The organism is Streptomyces sp. NPDC002476 (genome assembly GCF_042889785.1).
Lineage (GTDB): Bacteria > Actinomycetota > Actinomycetes > Streptomycetales > Streptomycetaceae > Streptomyces.
In genome coordinates this window covers 19,963-44,408 of record NZ_JBIARH010000043.1, presented here as the reverse complement: position 1 = coordinate 44,408, position 24,446 = coordinate 19,963, and the positions used below count along the sequence as shown (strand labels likewise).

General features: G+C 68.5%; 17 protein-coding genes and 3 pseudogenes. 13 read left to right on the top strand and 7 right to left on the bottom strand.

The features are described from left to right. The first annotated feature begins 889 nt into the window (after positions 1-889). Positions 890-1,336 (top strand): plasmid mobilization relaxosome protein MobC, encoded by a 447-nt coding sequence (mobC, locus tag ACFYXM_RS31740; RefSeq protein WP_389294562.1) that lies wholly within the window; start codon positions 890-892, stop codon positions 1,334-1,336. Continuing rightward, entirely contained in the window at positions 1,337-3,007 is a 1,671-nt protein-coding gene (locus ACFYXM_RS31735) for a relaxase/mobilization nuclease domain-containing protein (RefSeq protein ID WP_389294561.1), read from the top strand. It begins immediately after the preceding gene. A gap of 377 nt (positions 3,008-3,384) precedes the next feature. On the opposite strand, the pseudogene ACFYXM_RS31730 reads toward ACFYXM_RS31735, so the two are convergent. The 7 genes and pseudogenes from ACFYXM_RS31730 to ACFYXM_RS31700 all read right to left on the bottom strand — a co-directional run bounded on the left by ACFYXM_RS31730 (position 3,385) and on the right by ACFYXM_RS31700 (position 9,352). Beyond that, positions 3,385-3,915 (bottom strand): annotated as a pseudogene (locus ACFYXM_RS31730) (flavoprotein). A gap of 19 nt (positions 3,916-3,934) precedes the next feature. Then, a pseudogene (locus ACFYXM_RS31725) lies at positions 3,935-4,868 on the bottom strand (FAD-dependent oxidoreductase); the annotation flags it as partial. A gap of 74 nt (positions 4,869-4,942) precedes the next feature. Further along, positions 4,943-5,170, bottom strand: a pseudogene (locus tag ACFYXM_RS31720) (NUDIX domain-containing protein); the annotation flags it as partial. 123 nt (positions 5,171-5,293) lie between these two features. Beyond that, positions 5,294-6,493: a damage-control phosphatase ARMT1 family protein gene (locus tag ACFYXM_RS31715; protein ID WP_389294578.1), complete on the bottom strand. Its 1,200-nt coding sequence runs from the start codon at positions 6,491-6,493 to the stop codon at positions 5,294-5,296. A 271-nt stretch (positions 6,494-6,764) separates the two neighbouring features. After that, complete coding sequence (locus tag ACFYXM_RS31710; protein WP_389294559.1) at positions 6,765-7,679, bottom strand: FAD-dependent oxidoreductase; 915 nt, start codon at positions 7,677-7,679, stop codon at positions 6,765-6,767. A gap of 4 nt (positions 7,680-7,683) precedes the next feature. Next, positions 7,684-8,253, bottom strand: a complete 570-nt coding sequence (locus ACFYXM_RS31705; RefSeq protein WP_389294558.1) for an isochorismatase family cysteine hydrolase — start codon at positions 8,251-8,253, stop codon at positions 7,684-7,686. 25 nt (positions 8,254-8,278) lie between these two features. Further along, on the bottom strand, positions 8,279-9,352 hold the full coding sequence (locus ACFYXM_RS31700; RefSeq protein ID WP_389294577.1) for a helix-turn-helix domain-containing protein: 1,074 nt from the start codon (positions 9,350-9,352) through the stop codon (positions 8,279-8,281). A 275-nt stretch (positions 9,353-9,627) separates the two neighbouring features. On the opposite strand from ACFYXM_RS31700, the gene ACFYXM_RS31695 reads away from it, so the two are divergent. From ACFYXM_RS31695 to ACFYXM_RS31645, 11 genes are all read left to right on the top strand, one after another. After that, positions 9,628-10,095, top strand: coding sequence for an NUDIX domain-containing protein (locus ACFYXM_RS31695; protein WP_389294556.1), 468 nt, complete (start codon positions 9,628-9,630; stop codon positions 10,093-10,095). Positions 10,096-10,098: 3 nt separating this feature from the next. Continuing rightward, the gene (locus ACFYXM_RS31690; RefSeq protein WP_389294555.1) at positions 10,099-10,746 is read left to right on the top strand and encodes a hypothetical protein; all 648 of its coding nucleotides are present in this window, start codon (positions 10,099-10,101) and stop codon (positions 10,744-10,746) included. Beyond that, complete coding sequence (locus ACFYXM_RS31685) at positions 10,743-12,542, top strand: DUF4254 domain-containing protein (protein WP_389294554.1); 1,800 nt, start codon at positions 10,743-10,745, stop codon at positions 12,540-12,542. Before ACFYXM_RS31690 ends, ACFYXM_RS31685 begins: the two co-directional genes overlap by 4 nt. Positions 12,543-12,588: 46 nt before the next feature. Further along, positions 12,589-13,164 carry a phosphoribosyltransferase family protein gene (locus ACFYXM_RS31680; RefSeq protein ID WP_389294552.1) on the top strand — a complete coding sequence of 192 codons (576 nt, stop codon included), beginning with the start codon at positions 12,589-12,591 and terminating at the stop codon, positions 13,162-13,164. Further along, positions 13,161-14,318 (top strand): glycosyltransferase family 9 protein, encoded by a 1,158-nt coding sequence (locus ACFYXM_RS31675; protein ID WP_389294550.1) that lies wholly within the window; start codon positions 13,161-13,163, stop codon positions 14,316-14,318. The genes ACFYXM_RS31680 and ACFYXM_RS31675 overlap by 4 nt, the downstream gene beginning before the upstream one ends. Beyond that, positions 14,315-15,451 (top strand): hypothetical protein, encoded by a 1,137-nt coding sequence (locus tag ACFYXM_RS31670; protein ID WP_389294548.1) that lies wholly within the window; start codon positions 14,315-14,317, stop codon positions 15,449-15,451. Before ACFYXM_RS31675 ends, ACFYXM_RS31670 begins: the two co-directional genes overlap by 4 nt. Beyond that, positions 15,436-16,197 carry an SDR family NAD(P)-dependent oxidoreductase gene (locus ACFYXM_RS31665; protein ID WP_389294546.1) on the top strand — a complete coding sequence of 254 codons (762 nt, stop codon included), beginning with the start codon at positions 15,436-15,438 and terminating at the stop codon, positions 16,195-16,197. Before ACFYXM_RS31670 ends, ACFYXM_RS31665 begins: the two co-directional genes overlap by 16 nt. Continuing rightward, entirely contained in the window at positions 16,190-16,783 is a 594-nt protein-coding gene (locus ACFYXM_RS31660) for a histidine phosphatase family protein (protein ID WP_389294544.1), read from the top strand. The genes ACFYXM_RS31665 and ACFYXM_RS31660 overlap by 8 nt, the downstream gene beginning before the upstream one ends. A gap of 310 nt (positions 16,784-17,093) precedes the next feature. Next, positions 17,094-18,260 (top strand): hypothetical protein, encoded by a 1,167-nt coding sequence (locus ACFYXM_RS31655; RefSeq protein WP_389294541.1) that lies wholly within the window; start codon positions 17,094-17,096, stop codon positions 18,258-18,260. Beyond that, positions 18,250-21,588 carry a hypothetical protein gene (locus ACFYXM_RS31650; RefSeq protein ID WP_389294539.1) on the top strand — a complete coding sequence of 1,113 codons (3,339 nt, stop codon included), beginning with the start codon at positions 18,250-18,252 and terminating at the stop codon, positions 21,586-21,588. Before ACFYXM_RS31655 ends, ACFYXM_RS31650 begins: the two co-directional genes overlap by 11 nt. Next, on the top strand, positions 21,575-24,343 hold the full coding sequence (locus tag ACFYXM_RS31645) for an RNaseH domain-containing protein (protein ID WP_389294537.1): 2,769 nt from the start codon (positions 21,575-21,577) through the stop codon (positions 24,341-24,343). Before ACFYXM_RS31650 ends, ACFYXM_RS31645 begins: the two co-directional genes overlap by 14 nt. Positions 24,344-24,446 lie beyond the last annotated feature (103 nt).

Below are 24,446 nucleotides of genomic sequence, written 5' to 3'. Positions count from 1 at the left end.
CTCCCGGGCCGCCCTCCTGCCTGCACCCGGGGCACTGGAACACCGTGCTCGCCCCGGTCCCCGGCCTGCGGGGTCCCGACAGGTCCAGCGGAGACCGTATGCGGGGACCGAACCCGTCGAAAACGGGGACCGTCCCCCTGACGACCTGTCGGTCCCCGGTCCCTGTCGGGGACCGGCCCCGACGCATGTTGGGGACCGGGCTCCAGCCAGAGGCCGCGACAGAAGCGGGACCGGGGACCGTGAGGACCTGCACCAGGGAACCGCCGAGGCCCGAGGAACGGGGCCCAACCCGCCCGTCACAGGCACGAAACTGCTACTCAGGGCGCCACAAGGCTGGTCCTCGCGCCCGTCCCCTACATCGGTCCCTGGGGATTTCGCACGCCGGGACCGCCCTGCTCGGTACTCGACGGAGCGAGGTGTCACCGAGGCAGGGGCACCGACCCGGGGACCGAGCAAGGCGGAGACCGCCCCCACTACAAGACGGTTCCCGATACGGGACCGGCCGCTGGGGACCGAAGCCTCGTGGGGACCGGTCCCCAGGGGACCGGGGACCGCGGCGGGGACGAGGGGTCAAAGGGTCAGGAACGGGGACCGAGCACGGCGCCCTGCGCAGGCGACGGCGGAACCTGCAGATGTCCAACTCAGCTGCGCTTCTTCACCGCGTGCACACCCTCACCAACCATCCGCAAAACGACGAAAAACACGGAGACCAGACATGCATAACCCGCACCACGAAGTCCCCTCCACGCAGCAGGAGATGACCACCCCAGCCCCAGGCGGAGCAAGGTATGGCGTTGGACCGTCCAAGGGCCGGTCCCACGCGGAAGCCTCCGCCCCAGGAGTGGCGGAGACGGGTCCCCGGCGCGAGGGCGCACCGGGGGCAGGGGGTGTGCGTGCGGCCGACGAGGCCGCGCTGCACCGAGTCGCCCGCCGCCGGGCCCGCCAGGACGTGCAGCGCATAGAGCGTGTCGACGTCCGCTACAGCGTCGACGAGAAGCAGGCGATCCTCGCCGAGGCCCGCCGCCACAACCTGGCCGGCGCCCATCTTGTCGGTGCCATCGTCATGGCCCACCTGCACGGTGACCTCGCCCTGCCCGAGCAGCGCACCGCCATCGACGACCTGATCGACGAGTACGCCGCGCTGCGTATCCAGCTCGCCAGGATCGGCACGAACGCGAACCAGATCGCCCACCGCCTCAACGCCGGCGGTGAGGCACACCCTGTGGACGCTGCCGTGCTCGCCGAGGCCCGCCAACTCGTGGCAGCAGTGAGGCAGACGGTCACGGCGGTCGACACCGCCGCCGATGTGGCCGCCACAAACTGCCGGGCGGCCTGATTGATCGCGAACATCGTCAAGCCCGGCCACAAGACCCGAGGCGTCCTGAACTACCTCTATGGCCCCGGCCGCGCCAACGAGCACACCGACCCGCACCTCGTCGCCTCCTTCGACGGCTTCGCCCCCGACCCTGGCCGCAGCCCCGCCGCCACCCTCGCCCAGCTCGCCGACGTCCTCGACCTGCGGGTCAAGCAGGCCGGTCCGAAGGCGCCGGAGAACCACGTCTGGCACTGCTCGATCCGCGCCGCTCCCGAAGACCGCCGCCTGACCGACGACGAGTGGGCCACCATCGCCCGCCGCGTCCTCGACGCCACCGGCATCGCCCCCGTCGGCGACTCCGACGCCTGCCGCTGGGTCGCCGTCCGCCACGCCGACGACCACATCCACATCGTCGCCACCAAGGTCCGAGGCGACCTCCGCTCGCCCCGCAACTGGAACGACTTCCTGCGCGCCGACAAGGAACTCGTCGCCATCGAGAAGAAATATGGCCTACGCCAGGTCCCGCGCGGCGACCGTACCGCCGCCAAGCGCCCCACCCGCGCCGAGCAGGAGAAGGCCCGCCATACCGGGAACGCCCGGACCTCCCGTGAGCACCTGCGCACCATCGTCCGCACCGCCGTCTCGGCGGCCACGACCACCGAGGAGTTCTTCCGGATCGTCGAGGGGACCGGCGCCCTTGTCGATGTCCAGTACTTCCCGTCCGGGGACGTCCGCGGCTACAAGGTCGCCCTCGACGACGACACCAACGCCCAGGGCGAGCCGGTGTGGTTCTCCGGCTCCACCCTCGCCGCCGACCTCTCCTACCCCAAGATCGCCGAACGCCTCGCGACCACGGAAGCACGATCTGCCAACCAGACCGAAACCCCGGCCTGGCGACGACTCTCCGTCGCCCTCGACCGGACGCCCGACCACCTTGCCCACGGCGAGGACGAGGCCGGACAGGCCCACATCGCCGTCCTCGCCGAAGCCCTCGACGCACTCCCCCTGGTCGCGCCCGCCGGTCTCCAGGCCCAGCTGATGCAAGCAGCAGCAGCGTTCGAGCGCGCCGGCCGCTCCCGTATCCGCGCCCATCACCAGCAGGCCCAGGCCACACGACAGGCGGTGAAGGCCATGCTGCGCGTGCCCCCACCCGGGGACGGAGCCCTTCTCGCGACCGTCCTCGACGCCCTCCTGCTGGCGGTCATCGCCACCCAGCACTGGCACCGCACCCGCAACCACACCCAGCAGGCCGAAGCCGCCCGACAGGCAGCCGAGCACCTCCGTGTCGTCTGCCGGGCCGCAGCCGCAGAGCCGCTGGCCGTGATCCACCACCGGGGTCGGCGCCTTGCCCGGCCACTTCTGGAGCGGCAGGCCGCCGTGGTGCGCCAGGCGCTCCCCGACCTGGCCGAGCGGATCCTCGCCGAACCCACCTGGCCCGCCCTCGCTGCCACCCTCGACGACGCCACCACGGCTGGCCACGGCCCCGCCGCGCTCCTCACCCAAGCCGCCCGCCACCGAGAACTCGACACCGCCGCCAACCTCGCCGAAGTCCTCACTTGGCGTCTGAAGCGCCTTCCGGACCTGGCAGTCGGGAAGCCTCCGCACGACAGGACAGCAGGCAGAGTTCAGCCTGGTCCTGCCACACCCACGCCAAGGTCGACGCGGGCAGACTCCCTCCCAAAGAGCCGTTGACACGGGCACTGCCCCGAGCAGTGCATCCGCACGTTCACCGAGTGAACAGGCTGCGGCTCGCTCTCAGGAATACCGCTCCGCGTCGGAGCAGCGACCTCATTCCAGCGCGGAACACCCCCCCTGTTCCACCTCAGAGCACCGGCGGACCGCTGTTCAGACACTGAACGGCGGTGATGTTCAGTAACTGAACGGCCGTCCTGTTCAGACACTGAACAAGGCAGCCACCACCCGGTCCCGCAGCACGCCCCCCAGTACTGGCGTACGGAAGCGGGCCCGTTCCTCCAGGGAACGCCGAACGCGTTCCCTGGAGGAACAGCGCTCGCGCTCCGATCCGGAACATGCTCGCCACGATGGTGAGAGGGTAGGCCGGATCCCGTTCAGTCGATCTCGCCCTCCAGCAGCTCCAACGCCTCCTCCCACCGGAAACGCTTCGCCCCCGCCCTCCTTCGGCCGGTGCGGCTCGCACGACCCGACCAGCACGCCCGTCTCCCCCAGCCGCTCCAGGCTCCGGCCGTACACCGGGTGCATGGCCATGGCTGCGTTCACGTACGGCAGGACGACCGTCGGGATGACCATCCCCTACGCCTCGCACAGGATGCCCAGCGCGAGAGTGTCTGCGATGCCGACGACCCACTTGTTGATCGTGTTGAACGCGGCCGGCGCGACGGCGATGGCGTCGGCAGGCGGGAGGAGGCGCGGGTCGCCGGGGCTACGCCAGGCCGAGCGGATCGGGTAACCCGTCCGGGCCTCGAACGCCTTGGTGTCGAGGAGGCCGAGCCCTGTGGTGTGACTATGACGCCAACGTCCCAGTCCTGCTCTTGCGTGGCAATGATCGGCTTGTGGGCGTCGCCCGCGATGCCGACGGCGCAGTCGACGTAAAGGAAGGACTTCCTCGGCTGGTCGTTCACCGCCCGTCTCCCCGTCGGCGGTCAGGAGACTCGCAGCTTCTTCGGCGCAGCCCCACGAGAGCGTGACGCCGGCGCCTCCGTACCCGTAGTTATGCAAGACCACGGTGCCGCCCTCCGCCCTCTCTGCTTCCACGCGGCCTCAGGTCTGGGTCGTCCTGGCACCGATCCGATGCTCCAGGACGCGGGCCTCAGCGAGACACGGCTCGGCCTCGGCGCAGAGGGCCCGGATGTTGGCCGCCGCCGTGTCGTCCGGGACGAGATCGCCTTCGCCGTCGATGGCGGTGTCGCCGTGGGGGTAGAAGCACAGCAGGTCCGGCGAGATGCCAGTGTCCTCGGAGAAGAACTCGGTCAACCCGGGGTTGGTGACGACGTGCTGGCCGCGGATGGGCCGGAGGTCATGGTCTGGGACCAGTTCCTGAGCACCCAGGCCCGTGCAGTTGACGATCACGGGAGCAGGCGCGGCGTCCGCAAGCGAGGCCAGGCGCCGCCGCTCGACCGTTCCTCCAGCAGCGTCGAGCCTGCGCAGGAGGTAAGCGAGGTAGGTGGGCATGTCGATCAGCGGCACCGTGAACCGGTAGCCGGCCGAAAACCCGGTCGGCAGTTCGGCCAGCTCGCACGGCCGGAAGCCGGGCAGAGTGGTGGCCCAGTCCGGCGGGGCCTCGGCCGTGCCGGACGCCTCGATGCCGCTGGTGAGCCGGACACCCGTGGACGGGTCCTCCGCCAGCTCGCGGAAGATCTTCAGGGACCGCTGCCCCCACTGGTCGACCTTGTCCTTCGGCTCGACCAGGTACGGCCCCCCGCATCGCCCCGGCCGCCAGCGACGCGATGCCCGGCACCTGCTCGGCGATCACGTGCACCGAGGCTCCGGCCTCAGCGAGAACGACGGCGGTGGTGAGCCCCGCCACCCCAGCCCCGGCAACGACAACGTGCCCCTCACGTCGCAAGGGCGTCACCCCGAAGGAGCTCACGAGAGCAGAGCTGCATCAAGGTAGTCCTGCACCGGCTCGAACAGCCCGTACGGCATGTACTACGGGATCTCGCCGTGCGTGGCCCAGGTCAGCCCGGCCACCTCATCAGCACTCGCCACGATCGCTTGACCGACGACGGGGCGGCATGCGATGTAGTGGATCTCCCGGCCTGTCATGGGGTGAATCCGCTGTCCGAGCACACTCTGCGGCACCGCCAGGAGCCCTGTCTCTTCCTCGGTCTCACGTGCTGCGGCTTGCCCGGGGGTCTCCTCGGGTTCAATCTTCCCGGCCGGGAATTGTCACGAGAGTGCGCCTTCCGCCACACGTCGCCGCATGAGCAGGATTCGCTCGCCCTGAACGACGACGGCAGCGGCTACTGCTCTCTGGGCCTCGGTCGGCACGAAGATCCCCTACCGTCGCACCTGAATCAGCGCGTGCGTTCCACTCGTACGCCAGGCAGCCCTGGATCGTTCGAGCGCGTCCAGCGCTTCCTGCTCCAAACCGACGATGACGTCAGACTTCAGAGTCCGGAGCGCCGCGACGGTCCCAGGGAAGTACGCGGTGAGATCGGCGAAGGACACTGTGGCGTCCCACAGCTGGTCACCCACCAGGCGTCGGTAGTTGAGGTCGCCCTTCAGGATGGTGAGCGTGGCGCTCTCGAAATCGCCGCGAAGGTCCTCGGGCATCTCCTCGTACGGCAGGGGAGCGCAGAAGAACGGGTGGGTGCTGACCTCCAGGCTCCCTGCCGCCATGGCCTTCCACAGCCGACTGCCGATCGCGCCGGCTTCGCCGGGTGCCTCGGTGAGGCGGCGGAGGCAGTCGACGACGTCGGCCGTCATCGCGTCGGAGACGTAGTAGGGGTGCGGTTTGAGGTGAAGCACAACCTGTTCGGCATGCCGCTGTTCGAGGAGGTGGTCGATGAGGATCAGGTCCGGGATCAGCTCGCGTCCTGCATTGTCCGCAACCACGGCAACGGTCGAGGAACCTCCGGCAGGCAGCAGCTGCCACAACAAGGCGCTGTCGTCGGCAACCAGGGCGGAGGCAGCAGCGTCACCGGCCGCCGGCTCCCCCGCCGAGACACGGAAGCCGAGGTCCGCGCGGTTGCCCCAGAGCGACGCGTGAAGCAGGGCCGTAGCCCGCTCGTCCGCCGGAACGCTCGCGAGCGCGTCCAGGGCCCGCAGCTCCTCTTCCACGGCCTCGCCGCGCAGCTCGGCCCGTTTGAACGGCGCGAACGGATCGACTCCCTGCCACGGCCCGCTGCCGAAGTACCCGACCGCGCCGAGGAGCCTGCGGTAGAAGTAGCTCTCCGCCCACAAGAACGGGGCGTCGTACCAGGAGCGCCCGAAGTGCTCCTGCCCCCAGTCCGCCCAGATCTCACGGTCGTGTTCCCCAGGGGAGAGCGGCTGGATGACGCCATTGGTGATCTCGTCCAACAGGGCGTCGAGAGCCTCGTGCTGCCGGCGGCCGTACGGGAAGGCGTCTCGTACCTGCTGGATGAGGGCGGGGTGGCGCTTGGCCAGCACGCCCCAGGCGAACGAGCCGGGCTCGTTGCTCAGGATGACCGGCGCTCCATCAGCATCAGCCGAGACGTGGGAGGTCTTCGCTGTCATCTTGTCCAAACCCTTCGCTTCTCGCTCACGTGTCCAAGATCCCCAGGGCCACGACGCCAGCCGCACTCCCTACCAGCACCTCGCCCGTCGCCGGAGTGAGGCGTCCATCCACCCTGACCTTAGATCTGCCGCTGAAGTGGGAAGTGAACCGGTCCGTCCCAAGATGCCGTACCTCGATATCTCCTGCTCCCGCCCGATCGTCACCTCGGCCTCACTGATCGCGGAGCTTCCCTTCTGAGTGCCGTCGTGGCCGCATCCCGCCGACGTGGTCTCAGCCCTTGGCGAGAAGTTCCCTGGCCGCATAGTAAGCGTGCAGTGCAGCCTCGCTGCCGGAGCCCAAGGCAGTCATGATCCGCTGAAAGCGGGCGGAACGGAGGTCGCCGGCCACGATGACACGAGGGTGCTGGTCGGTGGGCGGGCAGTATCCGTCCGCGCCACGAGTCAGGTCTCCGGACGGGGCGGTGGGCGCGTTTCCGATGCTGAGGTAGGCGGCGTCCGCCGTGACCGTCCGCCGGGCACCGTCCTGGCCCACCGCTTCCGCTGACACCGAGGCGCCTTCTCCGCAGCTCAGTGTCAGGTGCTCGACGGGGAGGAGGGTGACGCGGGGGTCCTCGCGAATCTCCTCGATCTTGTATTCGTCCGCCGCCGGGTACGCCACGAGCAGACGCGTGTCGGTGGTCGGGTTGGCGCGCAGGAAGGTGCCGATCGGGCGGTCGCCGCCGAGGACGAGGAGGGTGTGGCCTTCGGCGTCGTCCGCCTCGGCCTGCCAGAGCGGGGGCAGGGTCAGGCCGTCGGGGGCGGTGATCCAAGTGGTGTCGCGGGGCTGGAGGGGGCCGACGCCGGTGGCGACGATGGCGTACGGGGCGGTGAGGTGGGCGCCGGTGTCGACCGTGGCGGTCACCTGGTCGTCGTCGGCGCGGAGTTCGGTGACGTGCCGACCGAGTTCGAGACGGCACAGCTCTGTGCTCTTCAGCTCCGCAACGACGGAGTCGGCGAGTTCGGGGCCGCTGGTGTAGCCGCCGAGGACGTTGTTCAGGGCCGAGATCCGGTAGAGGTTGCGGCACAGCCGGTCCGGCTCGACCAGGATCGAGCGCATGCCGACGCTGGCGGCCATGCGGGCAGCGGCGCAGCCAGCCGGGCCTCCACCAATGATGATCAGGTCGGTGTCGTACAGCGTGTCGGCCATGGGGCTATTCCAACACTGGGGCCCCGGCGTACGCAGTGAGTTGGCCGATCACGTGGTCGGTGGTGACGAGTTGGCCGGTTCCGATCAGGCGGCGGGCGACGACGAGGCCGGCGTCGTGGACGTCGGGGCCGGCGTCGCTGGCGCAGGCGTCGGTGACGATCCAGGGGGCGTAGCCGTGCTCGAAGGCGTCGGCGGCGGACTTCAGGACGCAGCTCTCGGTGGCGATCCCGCAGAAGACGAGGTCAGTCCAGCCGGCCCGGCGCATCAGTTCGGAAGCCTCCGGGGTGAGGAGCGTGTACCCGGTCTTGTCAACGACCGTGTGTGCGTGGGCGGCAGCCTCGGCGAGTTCGAGGACGATGTCGGTCTCGGGCGCCTTCTGGAGCCGGTGCCACTGGAAGAAGCGCTCGTAAGGGCTGTCCGGATAGTTGAAGTACCGGGTGAAGATCACGGGTCGGCCGGCGGCGGACCACTGGGCGACCAGACTGGAGACTGCGGGCACGGCGTGGCGGCTGTGGTGGTTCACGAAGCCGTTCTGCATGTCGATCACGACCAGCGCGGCGCTGCTGATGTCCATCCGGTATCTCTCCTGCCCAGGGTTCTCAGCCGACGCTCTCGCGCAGAGCGTCCTGTGCGGCGCGCAGCCGTTCGGCCAGTCCGCTGGTCTTCATGATGGCCTCCCGCATGAGGACATGCTGTGCGGTCTCCTGGGCGCGGGCGGTGGTGAGCCGGGAGGTGGCGGCGCGCAGGAAGCGCCAGCCGTACTGCTCGGGCATGGAGGGGTCCTGGCCGTCCTCGATCATCTGCTGGACCTGGCGGGTGAAGCACCACAGGGCCTGGACGGTCAGCTCGCAGGCGACCAGCTCGTCGATGGTGAGGCCGCGCTCGCGGGAGTGGGAGGCGTAGGCGACGCCGGACCAGCCTGCGTAGCCGGTGGAGACTCCCCGTACGCCGAAGGACACGATGTCCGGGTGGTCGAAGCCGGTGGCGAGGAGCGATGCCTCGACCGTGCCGTCCAGGGGTGCGGGCCCGCCCGGGGCTCCGCGGTCGACCAGGACCGAGGGTGTGGACAGCAGGCGCAGGGCGGTGTCGTAGGCGTCTCCGGTCCAGGGTGTGGAGGTGAGCCAGTACAGGGAAAGGACGTACTCGGGGTTGGGGATGCGGTCGTGGGCCTCGTCCAGGAGGTCGCGGAGCTTGTTCCGTGCCCAGGGCAGGTCGGAGGCGTACGAGCGGTAGCGCCAGACGGCGAGGTCGGTGAGTGTGGGAGGCTCGTGCGGTTGGACGAGGTGGAAGACGGCGGCTCCGCACGCGAAGACGTGCAGGACGCAGTCCTGCGCTTCGGGGTGGTCCACGCGGGCCGAGGAGGACTCCAGCCACTGGCTGCCCGCGCTCGGCGTCATGTGCGCGCGGAGCCGGTCGGCGCGCTCGGCGCCGATGAAGACTGGCAGGAACTTGTGGGAGTCGACTCCGATCCGGCCTGTGACGGGTGGAGCGGCGGCGTTCGCTCCGAATGCTGCGGCGAACCGCGCCTTCGCGTCGTCCGGCGCGCGGCCGAGCGCGGTGTCGAGGACGGCCTGGGATTCACCACGGGGCTGGTAACTGGCCCCGCCACCTTCCCAGTTCGATACGGTCCGGTCGCTCACGCCCAGGTAGGCGGCGAAGTCCCGCAGGCTCATGCGCAGGGCGTCGCGTAACAGCCGGGCTTCCCGGCCGGACCATCGCTGCACCGTGACCACCGTCGTACCCCCTGTCCGTCACCCGGTGGAATACCGAAACGCCCAGCGTAGCCAGCCTTGTTCAGCAGCGCTGCGGCATTGCTGCAGCACGTCTACGTCACACCCCGTCACCGACCTGCACCATGCTGAGTTCACCGAGCCGGGGAGGTGCCGACCGCGACCAGGCGGCCCTCCGCCCGTTCTCTCCAGTACCACCACCTGAAGGAGCAAACGGCATGACCGACATCGTCAAGCGCAACGCCCGAGCCATCCTCCTCGACGGCGACGAGCTGATCCTGATCAAGCGCACCAAGCCCGGAAGGGAGCCGTACTGTGTGTCGGTCGGCGGAGGCGTCGAGGAAGACGACGCAACCATCGAGGCAGCCCTCCGCCGGGAAGTGTTCGAGGAACTGGGCGGCAAGCTGGAGCGCACCGAACTGGTCCACCTCATCACCGATGAGCTGGAGGGCGGCGTCGGCATCCAGCACATCTTCGCCGCACGCCTGGAGTCGATGGACCTGGCCGCGCGTACGGGGACGGAGTTCTCCAAGCCGGAGCGGGGCGGGTACGAGGTGGTCCGCGTGCCGTTCACCGCCGAGGCCGTCCGCGAGCTGAACCTGATGCCGCCGCAGCTCGCCGACTTCATCGCCGCGAACACAGACGCGATCGTCTCCGTCCTCGACACCCCGATTCGCGAGGCGTGAGCAATGGCGCAGGTCCCGGACTTCGTCAGCCTCAACGGCCCCGACAACGTAGGTAAGACGACCCACCTGGTGCGGCTGGCCGAGCGGTGGGACTGCTTCCAGCCGCTGGGCGCGGTCCACGAGCACGACCCCGAGCCGTGGGCGCGGGTGGCATCCGACGACTACGCCCGGTGGTGGTTCGATACTTCCACGACCGTCGAACTGACCGAAATGCTGCTCGTCGGCCACGCCAAGCGGGCCGCCGCCCGCGAGGCCGAGCGCACGGGGCTGCTGGACAGGGGCCTGCCCATGCTCCTCGCCGTGGCCACCGCGACCTGCGTGGTCAAGGACGGGCTGACGGTCGGCGAGGCGTTCAAGACCGTGACGGGCATCGCCGGTTCGCGAGCCACCGCACCGGAGACCGCGATCCTCCTGCTGCCGTCCCTCGATGCCGAACGTGGCTACGCCATCACCAGCGCCCGCGAGGGCCGCCCTTGGACCGGGGTGTACCCGGCCTATCAGAAGACGCTGCACGCGGTCCTGCTTCACCAGGTCGACCACGGCGCATACACCGCGGTCGTGGACTGCGAGGGCCGCTCGCTGGACGACATCCACGCCGACGTACTCGGCCATGTCGGCCTTCCACGACTCACCGACGGGAGTCCCCGATGACCCAGAACTCCCCGCCCCTGGTCCTGCCACCTGGTCTGTCACGGGCCATAGTCACGCTCCAGAACAAGGACCGGCATCGCCTGGACGACACCGTCACCCGGCTCCACACCGTCAACGGACGCCTGTGGAACGCCGAGGACCGGGTGCGCAGCGCCTTACTCTCCGCCGCCCAGGTCGCCGACTGCAAGCGGGAGATCGACCAGCTCAACGCCGAACGCAACGCGCTCGCCGAGCGGGCCGACGAGGTCCTCGGCTCGCTGGCGGACGCGGGCCGCGCCGACGCGCCGCTGCACACCGAGACGCTCGCCTCCGTCGTCGACCGCCTGTCGGTCCTGACGTTGCGGATCTGGCACAGCGAGCGGGCGGCGGCCCGGGACGAGCTGGCCCGTCGGCGCGTCCCCGCCCTCCACGGCCAGCGGGAGGAGCTGTGCGCCGCCCTCGACTCACTGGTCGCCGATGTCGTGGCCGGCCGCCGTCGGCTTCCCGTACCAGCCCGCTTCAAGCTGTACGGGCGGGACGACGCCGCCCCCGCGGAGATCAAGCCGAGTCGGCACCTGCGCCGGGTCCTCGCCTTCGGCGGATTGAGCGAGTGCGGCAAGAGCACCAGTGCCGAGTTCGTCCAGCGCACGTGCGGTGCCCAGCGTCTCAAGATCGGCTTCCTGCTGCGGCAGGCGGCCCACCGGGAGGGCTTCGCGGACCCGTACGCGCTGTCGGCCCGTCGGCAGGCCGAGCTGCTGCTCGGCGAGCTGAACCGCTTCGCGGACGCGCACGTCGACATGAGGCTGTTCACCATCGAGTCCGTCCACGACGACGCGTCGATCGCCGAGCTCAAGCAGCTCATGGGCGACACGCTCCAGATCGTCTACCTGGACGCCTCCTTCGCCGTACGCGTCGAGCGGTCCGGCACTACGGCCCAGGCCGTCGCAGCGAAGGACGAAATCAAGATGAGCCGCGGCGCCCACCAGGTCGCCGCACTCGCCGACCACTTGATCGACAACACCGGCAGTATCGCCTCCCTCCGCGCCCGGCTCCTGCGCATTGCCGCCCCGCCCGCCGCCACAGCGCTGCGCGTGGCCACCCCGTACGGGCTCGGCCTGTCGGCCGCCGTCGCCTCGGCGACGGCCGACTTCACCGACGCGGTACGGGCATACGGCCCCGGCGTACGGCTCGCCGCCCTGACCGGCAGCCCCGGCGAGGGCAACTGGATCGCCGGCTGGTCCGATCTGGACCTCCTCGTGATCGCTGAACACGAGGCCATCGGACGGGTCCACGAGGCCCTGGAGCAGTACCGGACCGCCCTGGGCAGTACGGCCTCCCTCGGCCCCACCCTCGTCACCCCCGGCGAACTGACCGCCCGGCGCCTCACCCCGCGCCTGGCGTTCGTCCTCCACCAGCTCCAGCAGGGCAGCCCCGTCCTGCACACCGCGCCCGACCTCGAACTACCGACGATCGGCCGAGACGAGCTCGCGTTCGCCGCCGTCCGCGAACTCCCCCAGGTCGTCCTGACCATGCGCCGCCTGCGCGCCAACGCGGGACCGGCCACCCTGCGGCAGCTCTACAAGCACCTCGCGCTCGCCTGCCGCCTCCTCCTGCGCGAGCACAACCAGTGGGAGTCCGGCCCCGACCAAATCCTCGCAGCGGCCTCCCGCATGCCGGGTCTGGCCGCCATGTCAGTGCCCTCCCTGGCCGAGATCGCCAGTGCCTGGCGCGACGGCGACACCGAGCTCGTCCTCAAGCCCATCACCTCGGCCGTCGACCAGCTCCTCACCTGGTACGCCGCCCAGCTCGCAGCCTGAACGGCCTCTCCCTCCTTCCTCCTTCTCCACCGACAGGAGCTTCGTCATGCCCGAAACCATCGCCATGCCTTCCTTCTCCGCCCGGATCGTCGAACGCCTCAGCGTCGGAGCCACAAGCCGCCGCGAGCGCGTCATCCACTCCCTCGACGGCCTGGAGAACCCGGTCCACCCCGACACCCTGGCCCGCACCGGAGCCGACCTGTGGCGTCTGCTCCAGGAGCAGGTGCCGGGCGGACTGGACTCCGTGGACTTCCTCCTCGGCCTGGACGCCGGCGGCATCCTGCCGACCGTTTCCCTCGCCGGCGCCGCCCACCTCCCGTACAAGATCGCCTGGAAGCTCCACCTCCCCCTCGACGGCGCGGTCCGCTTCAGCGAGCCCCACGCGATGCGCACCGACGTCTTCGCGTACGGCATCGCCCCCGGCCAGCGGATCGTCATCGTGGACGACGAGATCACCACCGGCCGGACCCTGGCCGACCTCACCCGCCGCCTCCGCGAGGCCGGCGCCGTCCCACTGGCGGCGGCCTGCCTGGTGGAGGACACCACCCGCGGAGCCCGCGACCTGCTCACCGACCTCGGTCTGCCGCTGGTCTCGCTCACCACGATCGAGGGCCCGGCATGACCACGGCCGCCCCGGCGGAGATCCGGTTCCACCCCGGTTCCCAGGTCGTCCCCGCCGAGGCCGTCCACACCACCCCACTCGGGTACGACCGGGACGGCATTCCCATCGGCGCACCGCTCCCACTTGCCGCCTCCACCGAGCTCGTCCACCGCCTGAGCGGGTGTGGTGAGGTCGTGGTGGCTTTCGAGGGGAAGCTCGGCGACACCCTCCTCGCGCTCTCGGGGGTACGCGCGGTCCTCGACTGGCTGCGGCTGCGCTCGGTTCGCGTGACCGTCCGGGCGGCGGGGCCGTACGCGGGGCTGATCGCCCGCACCGGGCTGCTCACGCGGCCCCAGGCCACCGCGCCCAGCGGCTGGCGGGCCGTGATCGGAGACCGCGCAGGGGTCGAGGCACAGGGCTCGACGGCAACGGTGAGCCTGGTGCTCGACCCGGCCACCCCTCCCTGCTGGTCGACCGACGGCCACGCCCACCCGGACCTGCCCGCCCGCCACTACCTGGCGATGGAACGCCGCCTCGGCATCCGCCTGCCCGCCATGGCCCCCTTCACTCCCACCCTCGCGACCGGGCCGAACAACCTCGTGGAGGAACTGCGCTCGGTGGGCTGGCTGGGCGACCTGAACATCGCCGCCATCACCGCCACCAGCTGGCCAGCGCGCAAGGACTACACCGCCCAGCGCTACATCACCCTGGCCGAGCACATCGCCGAGGCCCAGCAGACCCAGACCCGGCTGCTGCTCATCGGCGGCAACCCGGGCGACGGCCTCCGCATCACCGCGGAGGCTCCCAGGCGCCACGTACAAGTGCTCCGCCTCAACGGGATGCTGGCCGACCACCTCGCCGACCTCTTCCCTCACTGCCACCTGATCGTCGGCAACGACACCGGCCTCACCCACCTCGCCGCAATCACACGCGGCAGGGAGTGCAGCGGCCCGCCGACCATCGGTCTGTACGCGCGCCACAGCCACAGCAAGTGGCGCACCGGCCTGCCGCACCACCACGCCATCGCCACCGACCTGTCCAACCGCATGCACCAGGGCGACCTCTGCCCCGTCCGCGATGCCATCGCCCCAGACACCGACGTTCACATGGACGCCTTCCCACCCACCGCACTGGCCCAGGTCGGCCTGGAACTCCTCGACGGGGTGAAGCCATGACCATCCGACCTCTCCTCCGGATCGGTCCGGTACGGCGCTTCACCCGCAACCTGCTCTGCCCCATCGACCTCCTCGGCCGCCCGCTGCTCCTGAAGTACACCCGGGACCCGGCCGAGGCCCGCGACGAGATCCGCGGCCATGCCCGCCTGGCCCGGCACTACCGCGTCCCCACCCTCCACACCCACTTGCGCGTACCGGGCGGGCACCTCCTCGCGTACGAACGCCTCCCCGGCGGCACCGACAAGGGCCTCCTGCTCGACCTCCTCAACGCAGACAAACCGAGCAGTGACCTCCACACCTACATGGACCGGCTCACGACCACGTACCGCGAGACCATCCTCGCGACGGCGTGGTTGGCCGATCCGGCGCACGTCGTCCACAAGCTGTACTGGGACCGCGCGGCACCCGGCGGCCGACTCGACACGTACTACGCCGGGAGGGACTTCCTGATCGCCGACGGACTCATTGCCGCCCCGGTCTCCCGCCTCGACACGTACACCCTGAGCATCAACGGCCGTCGGCGCCACCTGGACTGGGCGGCCACCCTCCGCTGGCTCCGCGCCCATTTCGCCAAGGCCGAACCGGTCTGGGCCGCCCTCACCCAGGGCGACCCCACCGACGTCAACCTCGCCAACCCGCTCGCCTGGTTCGACTACGACACCGCCGGGATGAACAGCATCCCCGGCGAGTTCGCCAACTTCCTCTGGTACGCCTCCGCCCTCGGCGGCTGGCTCGTCCCCACGTACAACCCGGCCGCCTTCGCCGACCACCCGGCCGCCTTCGCCCACGTCCCGGCCAACACCCCCGAGCTCCGGCGAGCGGACATCGACCACACCACAAGTACCGTCCACATCGACTACACCCCGCGCCTCTCGGCTCCCCGACGAACCGCCGTGACCGCGTACTGGAACCAGCTCGTGCGGCCGGTCGCCGACCGCCTCTGGCCCGGCGCGGATCTGGCGAACCTGCTCCGCCCGTACCTGGCCATGCGCATCCTCGGCGTCTACAACCTGGCCGACCTGGCCCCCAAGGACCGGCTCGTCCTCCTTGCCCGGCTCGCCGAGGCCATGAGCCCCACCTTCGACCCGACCACCTACTTCTGCCCGCTGGAGTCGCCATGCCCGGCCCCCTGAACGGCCGCACCGCCCTGGTCACCGGAGCCACCGGCGGCCTCGGCTCGGCCATCGCCCGCCGCCTCGCCGCCGACGGCGCCACCATCGCTCTCGCCCACCTCAACGACGACCAGGCCGCAGCCGAACTCACCGCCCACATCACCGACAGCGGAGGCACCGCCGTCCCCCTGAGAGCCGACCTCCGCGAGGACGAGGCCGTAAGCGCCCTCTGCCACCAAGCCCACGACGCACTCGGCCCGGTCGACATCCTGGTCAGCAACGCCGGCGCCTACCCCCGCCGCCCGTGGCCGGAGACGACGCCAGCCCACTGGGACGAGGCCCTGGCCACCAACCTGACCAGCCACTACCTCCTCGCCCACGAGCTCACCCCCTCCATGACGGCCGTCGGCTGGGGCCGGATCATCACCATCGGCTCCGTCCTTGCTACCGCGGGCCGCCACGACCTCGTCGGCTACATCAGCGCCAAGGCCGGCCTCGAAGGACTCACCCGCGCCCTCGCCCGTGAACTCGGCCCCGCCAGCATCACCGCCAACTGCGTCGCCCCGGGCTCCATCCGCGTCCCAGCCGAGGACACCGTCGTCGACGACCCGGAAGCCATGACCGCCCGCCAGCTCGCCCGCCAATGCGTCCAGCGCCGAGGCCGCCCAGACGACGTCGCAGCCGCCGTCTCCTTCCTCGCCACCAACGAGGCCGACTTCATCACCGGCCAGACCCTGCGCGTCGACGGAGGCTGGATCCTTGGCTGACATCTGGCTCATGCGCCACGGCGCCTACGAAGGCCACCGCCCCGGCCACCACGCCCCGCACGAGGCCACCCTCACGCAGGAGGGCCGCGACCAGGTACGCCGCTCTCTCCCCCTCCCCGAGGGCATCACCGCGATCGTCACCAGCCCGATCCCCCGTGCCCGTCAGACCGCAACCCTCGTCTCGCACCTCACGGGCCTGCCGATCGTGGCCACCTCCGGCCTCCTCGCCGAATGGCGCGCTCCAAGCATCGTCCTCGGCCGCACCGCCGAAACCTACCCACCGGCCTACCGCGCCTGGCGAGCCCGCCGCCTCGCCAACCCCTCCCTACGCTGCGAAGACGGCGAAAGCCTCACCGACCTCCACACCCGCGCCCGCCACTGCGCCACCTTCCTCCACCACAGCGCCCAACGCCACGGCCCACTCCTAGCCGTCTCCCACAACCTCCTCCTCGGCGTCCTCACCCGCCTCCACGAAGGCCCCGCCGCCTTCACGACAGCCGCGAAAACGCCCTGGCAGTTTGCCGAGCGCCGACTTCTGCCCACGCGTCAGCGAGTAACGTCCAGCCTTCAGCGACCTGCCCAGTAGATGGCCGACGGCGCCTCAAGTCGTAACTCCTCGCGAAACTACCGGCGTTCGGCGGTCAGCCCGCCTCCTTGTGGATACCACCGCACGGGCGACGAACAGCCAGCTCCCACGACCCCACGATTTCAACCTCAGTAATTGGAAGACGGCGATGGACTGCCACGCCCCTTTCACAATTCTCAAACTCAATTATTTTGCGGGAAAATAGCACTTGTGTGCAGTCTTCCTCAACCTTCCTTCGATTAGGTGACGGAACCCTCGGCGAATCGGTACTGCATCTCTCGGCTGGCGCGAGCGGCCCTAACTTGTCCGCATGATCACGGACATGCTCCCCGAGTTCGTCAAGCGAGGCAGTCCTGAACGCGATTCCGAGCTGATTCTCAGCCTCGTGGCTTCCGGCCTCGTCGGGATGGCCCATTGGCGCGGTGACGTCGATCGGCGTCGCCCATACGACGGGCGACTCCAGTTGGGGCTGGATCGTCTGGCCGTGGCGTGTGCCCGAGAAGGGCTGAAGCCCCCGATCGGCGTTGCCGACCTGGTGTGGGACTGGAGCGCCGAAAGGCCAGTACGACAGTGGCCGTTGCGCTTGGACGAGGATGCCGAGGTCGGTGACGAACGACTCCTGGTAGCGGGCGAGCCCAGCGAGTTCTGCCGTGAGTGGGTCTGCGCTGCATCCGATGTGATGGCCGAGATCCACGAGAGTGCACTCGTCGAGCACGTGAAGGACGTCGCTCGGGCCCTGGGGAGACCTGAGTTGTATGCGCAGTGGCGGCTGATCCTCACGGAGCACTCAGTGCTCTCTGTGACGGAGCTCCTTCAGTGGAAAAACGTCCACCTGGATGTAGCCCCCTGGCCCCTGTGGCTGGACGAATCGTACGAGCAGGTCCCTGTAGAGGCAACAGTGGACGGACAGAACGCCATCTGCCGCGGCTGTCACCAGTCGATGACGCCGAATATCGCCACGCGGCGTTGGCGTTGTCCGAGCTGGCGGTGCGACGTACGGCAGGACTTGCGCGACCCGGTCTTCAAGCCTTCGGAGGGGATGTTCAGGTTGCGGTCGGACCTGGTGCGCTTCGTGGCTCTACCGGGCCAGCCCGAGCTCGGGCTGGCGAGGGCCCTGGCCCTCCGGGGCGCCCGCGTCGTGCTCTATCCGGAGCTCGATGCATTGGATCTGCTGGCCACATGGCCTGACGGCTACGCGATCGGCGTGGACCTCAAGGACTGGCGCTTCTCCTCGCTCCTCGCCAAGAAGATCAAGCAGTTTCCAAGGTGGCCCAAGGGCCACCCTTATGCGTACAGCGAGGGCTTCGTAGCTATCCCCCGCGATCGGACGCGGGGTCACCCGGAGTACCTGAAGACCCTTCGCAAAAGGAGCATGGCGCTCAGGGCACAACCGCATGTCCACGCCATCACAGATGCACAACTGATCAGCCAGTGTCCGAACGTTGCACCCCCGGGTGAGGTGACCTGTGGCCCGTAGCCGCGTCGATTGGCGGCGCTCACTGATCAAGCAGCTGAAGAAGCCGGCACGTCAGGCCGGGATCAGCTTGGAGTCGCTGCGCCGAGCCATCGCGGTGGAGTTCGGGCTTTATGCCTTGTCGATGTGGGCTCCCGAGACCGCCGCACGGGATGGTTGGGCGCTGCTCAAGGGGTACGACTTCCGTCCTCACAGTGCTCTGGGGCTCCGGACCAACAGTTCGGTCCGCTGGCTCATCGGCGAGCTCAAGAAGGACCAGGACTGGCACGAGGCCCTGGAACAATACGAGGCGTTCCCCGAGCACCTGCGTCTGTACACGGTCAAGGATCCCGCACGGCCTGCAGTGCGTCGTGAACTCACACACGCGCGAGACCGAGTCGATGCTTATGCTAAGGCCCTCTCGGGGCCGCCGAAGCACCAGCTCCAGTCGATCGACCTCGCTGAACCAGAGGTCGTCTACCGGTTCACGGTCAACGGGGAGGAACACCGACTGCAGATTCCCCGATGGCTCGTCCCTGAAGTCCAACAGGGGCACGGCAAGGTCCGCAAGCGCCGCAGGATCACGCTCATGTGGTCCGCACTGTTGAAGACCGCGGCCTCCATGGACAGCTCGGACGCGTCCCAGGGGCGGAGCAACAACTGGCACAGTCGCATCTGCGACCTTCAACTGCACCTGCGCAAGTCGGGAAGACTACGGCCGGCTCGACGGCTGACGGTCGAAGACATGGTCCATCTGGTCGGCATGCCTGCGGTCGGCAAGACAACTCTGTTGACTGTGTTCGCGGTCTGGGCCGCCAGGCGACGCCACACGCTGACGCTGGTACTCGGCGATGTCATCGCAGTACTGAACATGGTCGAGGACCTGAACCGCTACGTCGCGGACTCGGCAGCGCCAATCCTGGGAGCCTCCACCCGGGGCCAGCACCTCCGCCAGTTGCACCGGCCGCCGGACGTTCGAACACGTGGGCTCCAGCTGTTGCAAGACGATCGGTTGCGCTGGGTATCGACGGCTTGCCCCGCACAAGGGCTACTCGCCGACCTTTCCTCCCCGCTACCGCTGGGGGCTGCGCCGTGCCACGGGCAACTGGAGCTCGTGGCACAACCGAAGGACAAGCACGACTCGGGCCAGCCCAAAGAGCCGACCAAGAGCGGCTGCCCGCTGTTCTTCTCCTGTGGTCGGCATGAAGCGGCACGATCCCTGGTCAAAGCCCCCATCTGGGTCGCGACCGCGCAGAGCCTGCTTCACTGTCGCGTGCCTCCCCAGTTGACGGACAAGTCACAGCGCTACCTCGAACTGGCCTGGGGACGCAGCGATGCTTTCGCCTTCGACGAAGCGGACTGGGTACAGATCCAACTCGACCAAATCTTCAGCCCTTCGCAGACCCTTGCCGGGCCGAGCAAGGACGCATGGTTGGACGAGGTCCGACCGCTGTTCGAACAACACAACCGGTCCACGCACGGCAAGCACCTGACGACGAGTGCCACGGTTCGTGGGTGGTCGATCGACATCAACTCTGCCGGGATGCTGGTGGCTCGGCTGCGCAACCTCCTGGCCGAATACCGCCACGTACGGGAATGGCTACGCGAGGGCTACTTCAACGAGTGGCAGCTCTCCATCCGCCTGGCCAGCGAGATCGCGAAGCGCCCACGCAACAACAACGGCGAGGCCGCGTCGCAGGACGGAGCATCTCGCTGGAGGCGGGACGAGGACGTCTATACCCGCTGGCGCGAAGTGTTCCGGGAGTGGCTTCAAGACCCCGCTGGCCGATACAAGGGCGACAAGACGCAGGTGGCCTTCTTGCGAGACGTCGCAGCTCGCGGATACGACGACCCCACCAGGATCAACCGTGATCTCATGCACTGGCTGGAGGACGAGCCGGACGTCATCGCCAAAGACACCGAAGTCCGTCGACGCATGGCCGTTCGGCTTCAAGTCACCATCACCGTGGCCCTGCTGGCGCAGAACCTTGCGCGTCTGACCAGGTACTGCTGGGAGGTCGAAAGCGAGATCGGCGCGGAGTCCATGTCCTCCAGCCTCGTTCACCGTCCCCCGACCGAATACCTGCCGCTCGTACCTGAGAGCCCCATGGGCAATCTCCTGGGATTTCAGTACCGCGAGGACGACAACGGGCCGGCCGACCGCATTGGTGCCCTGAGCTTCTTCCGGTGCTCCGGCATCGGAAGGTGGCTTCTCCTCGACCTCCCGAATCTGTACGCAGGTTCGGGGCAGAAACAACAGCCGGGCCCCGGAGTCCTGTTGCTGTCGGCCACGAGCTGGGCGGGCAACTCGCCACGCTACGACGTGCAGGTTCCCGTGGCAGGAATCCTCTCGTCCCGAGCTGCCGACAAGGTTCCCATCGACCAGCGCATCGTCTGCGAGTATCTGCCGTCCAGGGTCGTGGGGCCCGACGGCAAGACTCACGACCGGATCGTCTCCGGCCTGTACGGCGACCGAAGGTCCGAAGCGTTGTCTGACGTGCTCGCTGACCTCTGCACTGCCCAACCGGGCCTGCGCGGGGCACGGCCCAGCACCTTGGAGCGTATTCGGGACGGTCTCGAACCGGGCCGTAGGCGTCTGCTGCTGCTGGTGGGCAACTACCAGGAGGCGAAACTGGCGCATCGCAAGCTGGTCGAGCTGCGCCCTGAGTGGGCCGATCAGATCCTTCACATGGTGCCCGACGACGAGCGCGGCACTCATCACTGGGCATCCGGCTCGCTAGCCCGCAGCCGTGTCTCGACCTTGGCCCAACACGAGGACGTCTGGATCCTGATCACCCCGATGCTGGCCATCGAGCGCGGGCACAACATCCTCAACGACGACCACGTGGCCGCGCTCGGTGCCGCCTTGTACCTCGTGCGACCGCACCTGCACCCCGAAGACCTCAGCTACCACATCGAGAACATGAACCGCTGGGCCGTCGAGCAGATCCTCGCCGGCCTCCCGACGGCGGGACTTCCTGACACACCTCTCGGTGAACGAGCCGGAATGTTCTCCCGGATCGCCCACCGCCGCTGGACGGACCTGCTCGAAGACCCGTTGCGGTACGCGTACACCGATCCTGACTCAGCCGAACGCCGGGCCATGGACTGGACGAACATCGCTCCGCTGAACCAGATCGTCGGCCGTCTGCTGCGCGGAGCGGCAACCGCACGCATCTACTTCTGCGACGGCGCCTTCGCTCCTGCCAGTGACGACAGCACGCTCCTCGGCATGTACCGGGCGATGGACGAGGCCATGGCCGGTCGGCAATCCGATATCGCGACCCCTCTATACGAACCCCTCAAGTACGGCCTGCACACCCTCTTGGAGAAGTTCCGTGGCGACGTATGACCGCCTTCAGCGCCTGTCCCTCACCATGAGGGCCACCGGCACGACACCCCTGTGCACCTACAGGGCGTACGAATTCCCGCGAACGTGGGCCCAAGCGCTCAAGCAAGTCTTCTGCCGCAAGAATCAGGACGGCGAAGACACAGATGAGCCCTACGGCCTGCCGCTCTGGGCAGTGAGCACCGCCATCGCGGCGCTCCTGCCGCAGTTGCTCGTCTCCAACAGCTCGGGCCGCGCCGATACCGTGTGGCTGGCCTGGAACACAGAGGAGGGGACGCCTGAACCCGACGAGGAAGTCCTCCTCGAGCTCGTTCGCTCCGGTCTGATCGTCGCGGCCCAGTCCAGGAACGACAAGGCGCGGCGGCGTAATCGCCCTGAGCCCGTTGACATGCAGCAACTCGCCTCCATCCTCAAGTGCTTCAGGACGGACCACCTGCGCAGCGAAATCCGCCAGTTGCACATCACGGCAGGCGAGCCACTCTGCCCGGAGGGTTACCGGCTCCTTCCCCACGTCATCGCCAACCACCTGGTCTCCACGGGCTGGAAGGTCCTGCACGCTGGCAAGTCGTGGGTGTGGAACGAAAAGGCACAGGAGAAGGAAGAAGAGCCCGGTAAGGACATCACCGTCTACGGCATCTCCCGCTGGCGTCGTTGTGTGAGTGATGAAGGAGTCGAACTCCTCTCCTGGCCGCCGCACCGGTACGTGAGCAGCAATGGAACGGTCTATCCGTGGTCGTACACCATGCGTCTCACCGCGCAAAACCACGGGCACGACAGTGCTCCCCTGATCCACGTCACGCTCGGTACACGTCGCTGGGCACGGGGGAACGTCTGGGACGGAAAGCGCGGCATCACCGCTTATCTCTTCGCTGCATCGTCTTGGTGCGACGACACCTGCCCGTTCGGCAAGGCCCGGATGAAGTGGCGCCCGGGGCCGAAGGGAAAGAAGGAGGGGAAGATGGTCTGGGACGACGTGCTCGCCGAAACCCTTGCCCGGGTCACCTCCCACAATGCGCTACCGTCCGCTCCCGCCCTCGCGGCCGACCCCCGTGCTTTTCTGGAGCCGGATGAGGGCATGCCACAGGCAGGCGTGCCCTTCCGGGACGGCCTAGGTGAATACGCCAACCACTCAGTCGGCAAGGGCATCTCGGCGCGCGACCGTTGGCAGATCTTTCACCAACTCCAGGAAGCTGTGAAGGACTTCGCCGAACCGGAGCAACCGCTCGAACGCCTCTACGTTCCGCTACGTCCTCGCCCCTCCGCCTCGGACCTGCTGAAGATCGACCAGGCCGCACTCGCCCAGGCAACAGCACAACGTATCGCAGTGGACGTGGCCTGGGACACCACGGTCATCCGTGATGAACTCGTCGGTGCTCTGCACGAGATGCTCGATCTGTGCCCGCCCACCCCCACCGAGAGAGAATCCTCTCCTCGATTGAGGGAGACCGTTCTCCGAGGCACGGACATCGAGATCCTGCTACGGAGTTACCCGGTGGGCGAGCTGGCCTCACCCCTGCCCGTCAACAGCTCGATCAGCAAGCGTAAGGACCGTCTCGCTGACGCGTCTGAGTCGCGGCGCACCAAGGTGGTGCAGAAGCTGCGGGCACCGGAGCTCTGGAACGTGCCGCGCTTCGCGCTTGTCGAAATGGCCAACGTCGGTACGTTCGCCAGTGCCGAGCACGACCCCAAGCAGACAGTGAAAGGAGCCGCCGGGTCCGTCGGAGTTCTCGTCCAGAACATCACCCCTCCGAAGGAGACCGGAGAGGGATCTGGGAAGGAAAGCACAACGACGCGTCGAGAGCGCGCTCGTAAGTCCGCCATGGACCTTTTGACTCGGCAGAGCGGAATGCTGTCGCGTCCCGACCATCTAGGATCGAAGGACAACCCGCTGAACGAAGTGACAACCGTCGGCCTGTGGGTCGTGCGCCGCACGGGCGACCAGCGAGCAACGCTGCCACTCGCCGTTGCGCAATTGCCCGACGAACCCTTCGCCCGGCTGCGGATGCCTCACACGAATACCTGGCTTCCCTTCCGTGAAGGGCTGCTCACGCTCACCGACTACGAGACGGAGCGCCACTTCGATCACTCGTACGTCCAGCAGTTCTTCGGGGAGGTCGTCCAGGAGGTGTGCGACGGCAGCGACGTAGTACTGCTGACATTGGCCCAGAACCTCCGATCCTGCTGCCCGGGGCTGAGCAACGCGCATCTCATGCCCAATGTGCTTGCCTTCGATCCCAGGACCCCCATCCAGCCGGAGGCTCGAAAAGGGCTGCGGCACGTCCGCCTCCGGACCAATCTGCGTGATGAGACCAGCCAACACTTCGCCTTCAAGGAAGGAGCCGATGCCGGCGATGTCGGTGTCGGCTCCAGCCTCTGGCAGGACCCGCTGCGCCCGTGCCACTTTTTCAGCACGGCCAGGAAGCCCGCCACTGCCGGCAGCGGATCGCCTCAGGGCTCTCGCATCGAGAAGCACTGGGCCAGCATGGGCAAGGATGAGCAGGGGCGAAAAAAGTACGGCATGAGGCACGACGTCCTTCAGGACGTCTGGAACCCCCGACTACTGGAGATCCTCGTCAACTGCCACGATGAAAGCGACGACCCACGCTCATGGGCCGCTATCCCACACCAACAGCGTTACGCAGCAGCGCACTTCGCTGATCCGCTGGCCCTGCCCGCCGTGCTTCATCTCGCCCAAGGTGTGGGCGAACAGATCCTCCCGCCGTACCTGCTCGCTCCGATCGACCAGACCGACGGCTAGTCGTGGCTGGCGCCGATGGACTGCCGGAGGACCCTACTGGAAAGGGGGTCTCCGGCTTGGGACTTCAGCGGTGGCAAGAGCTCAACGAGCGTCAACGCCGCTA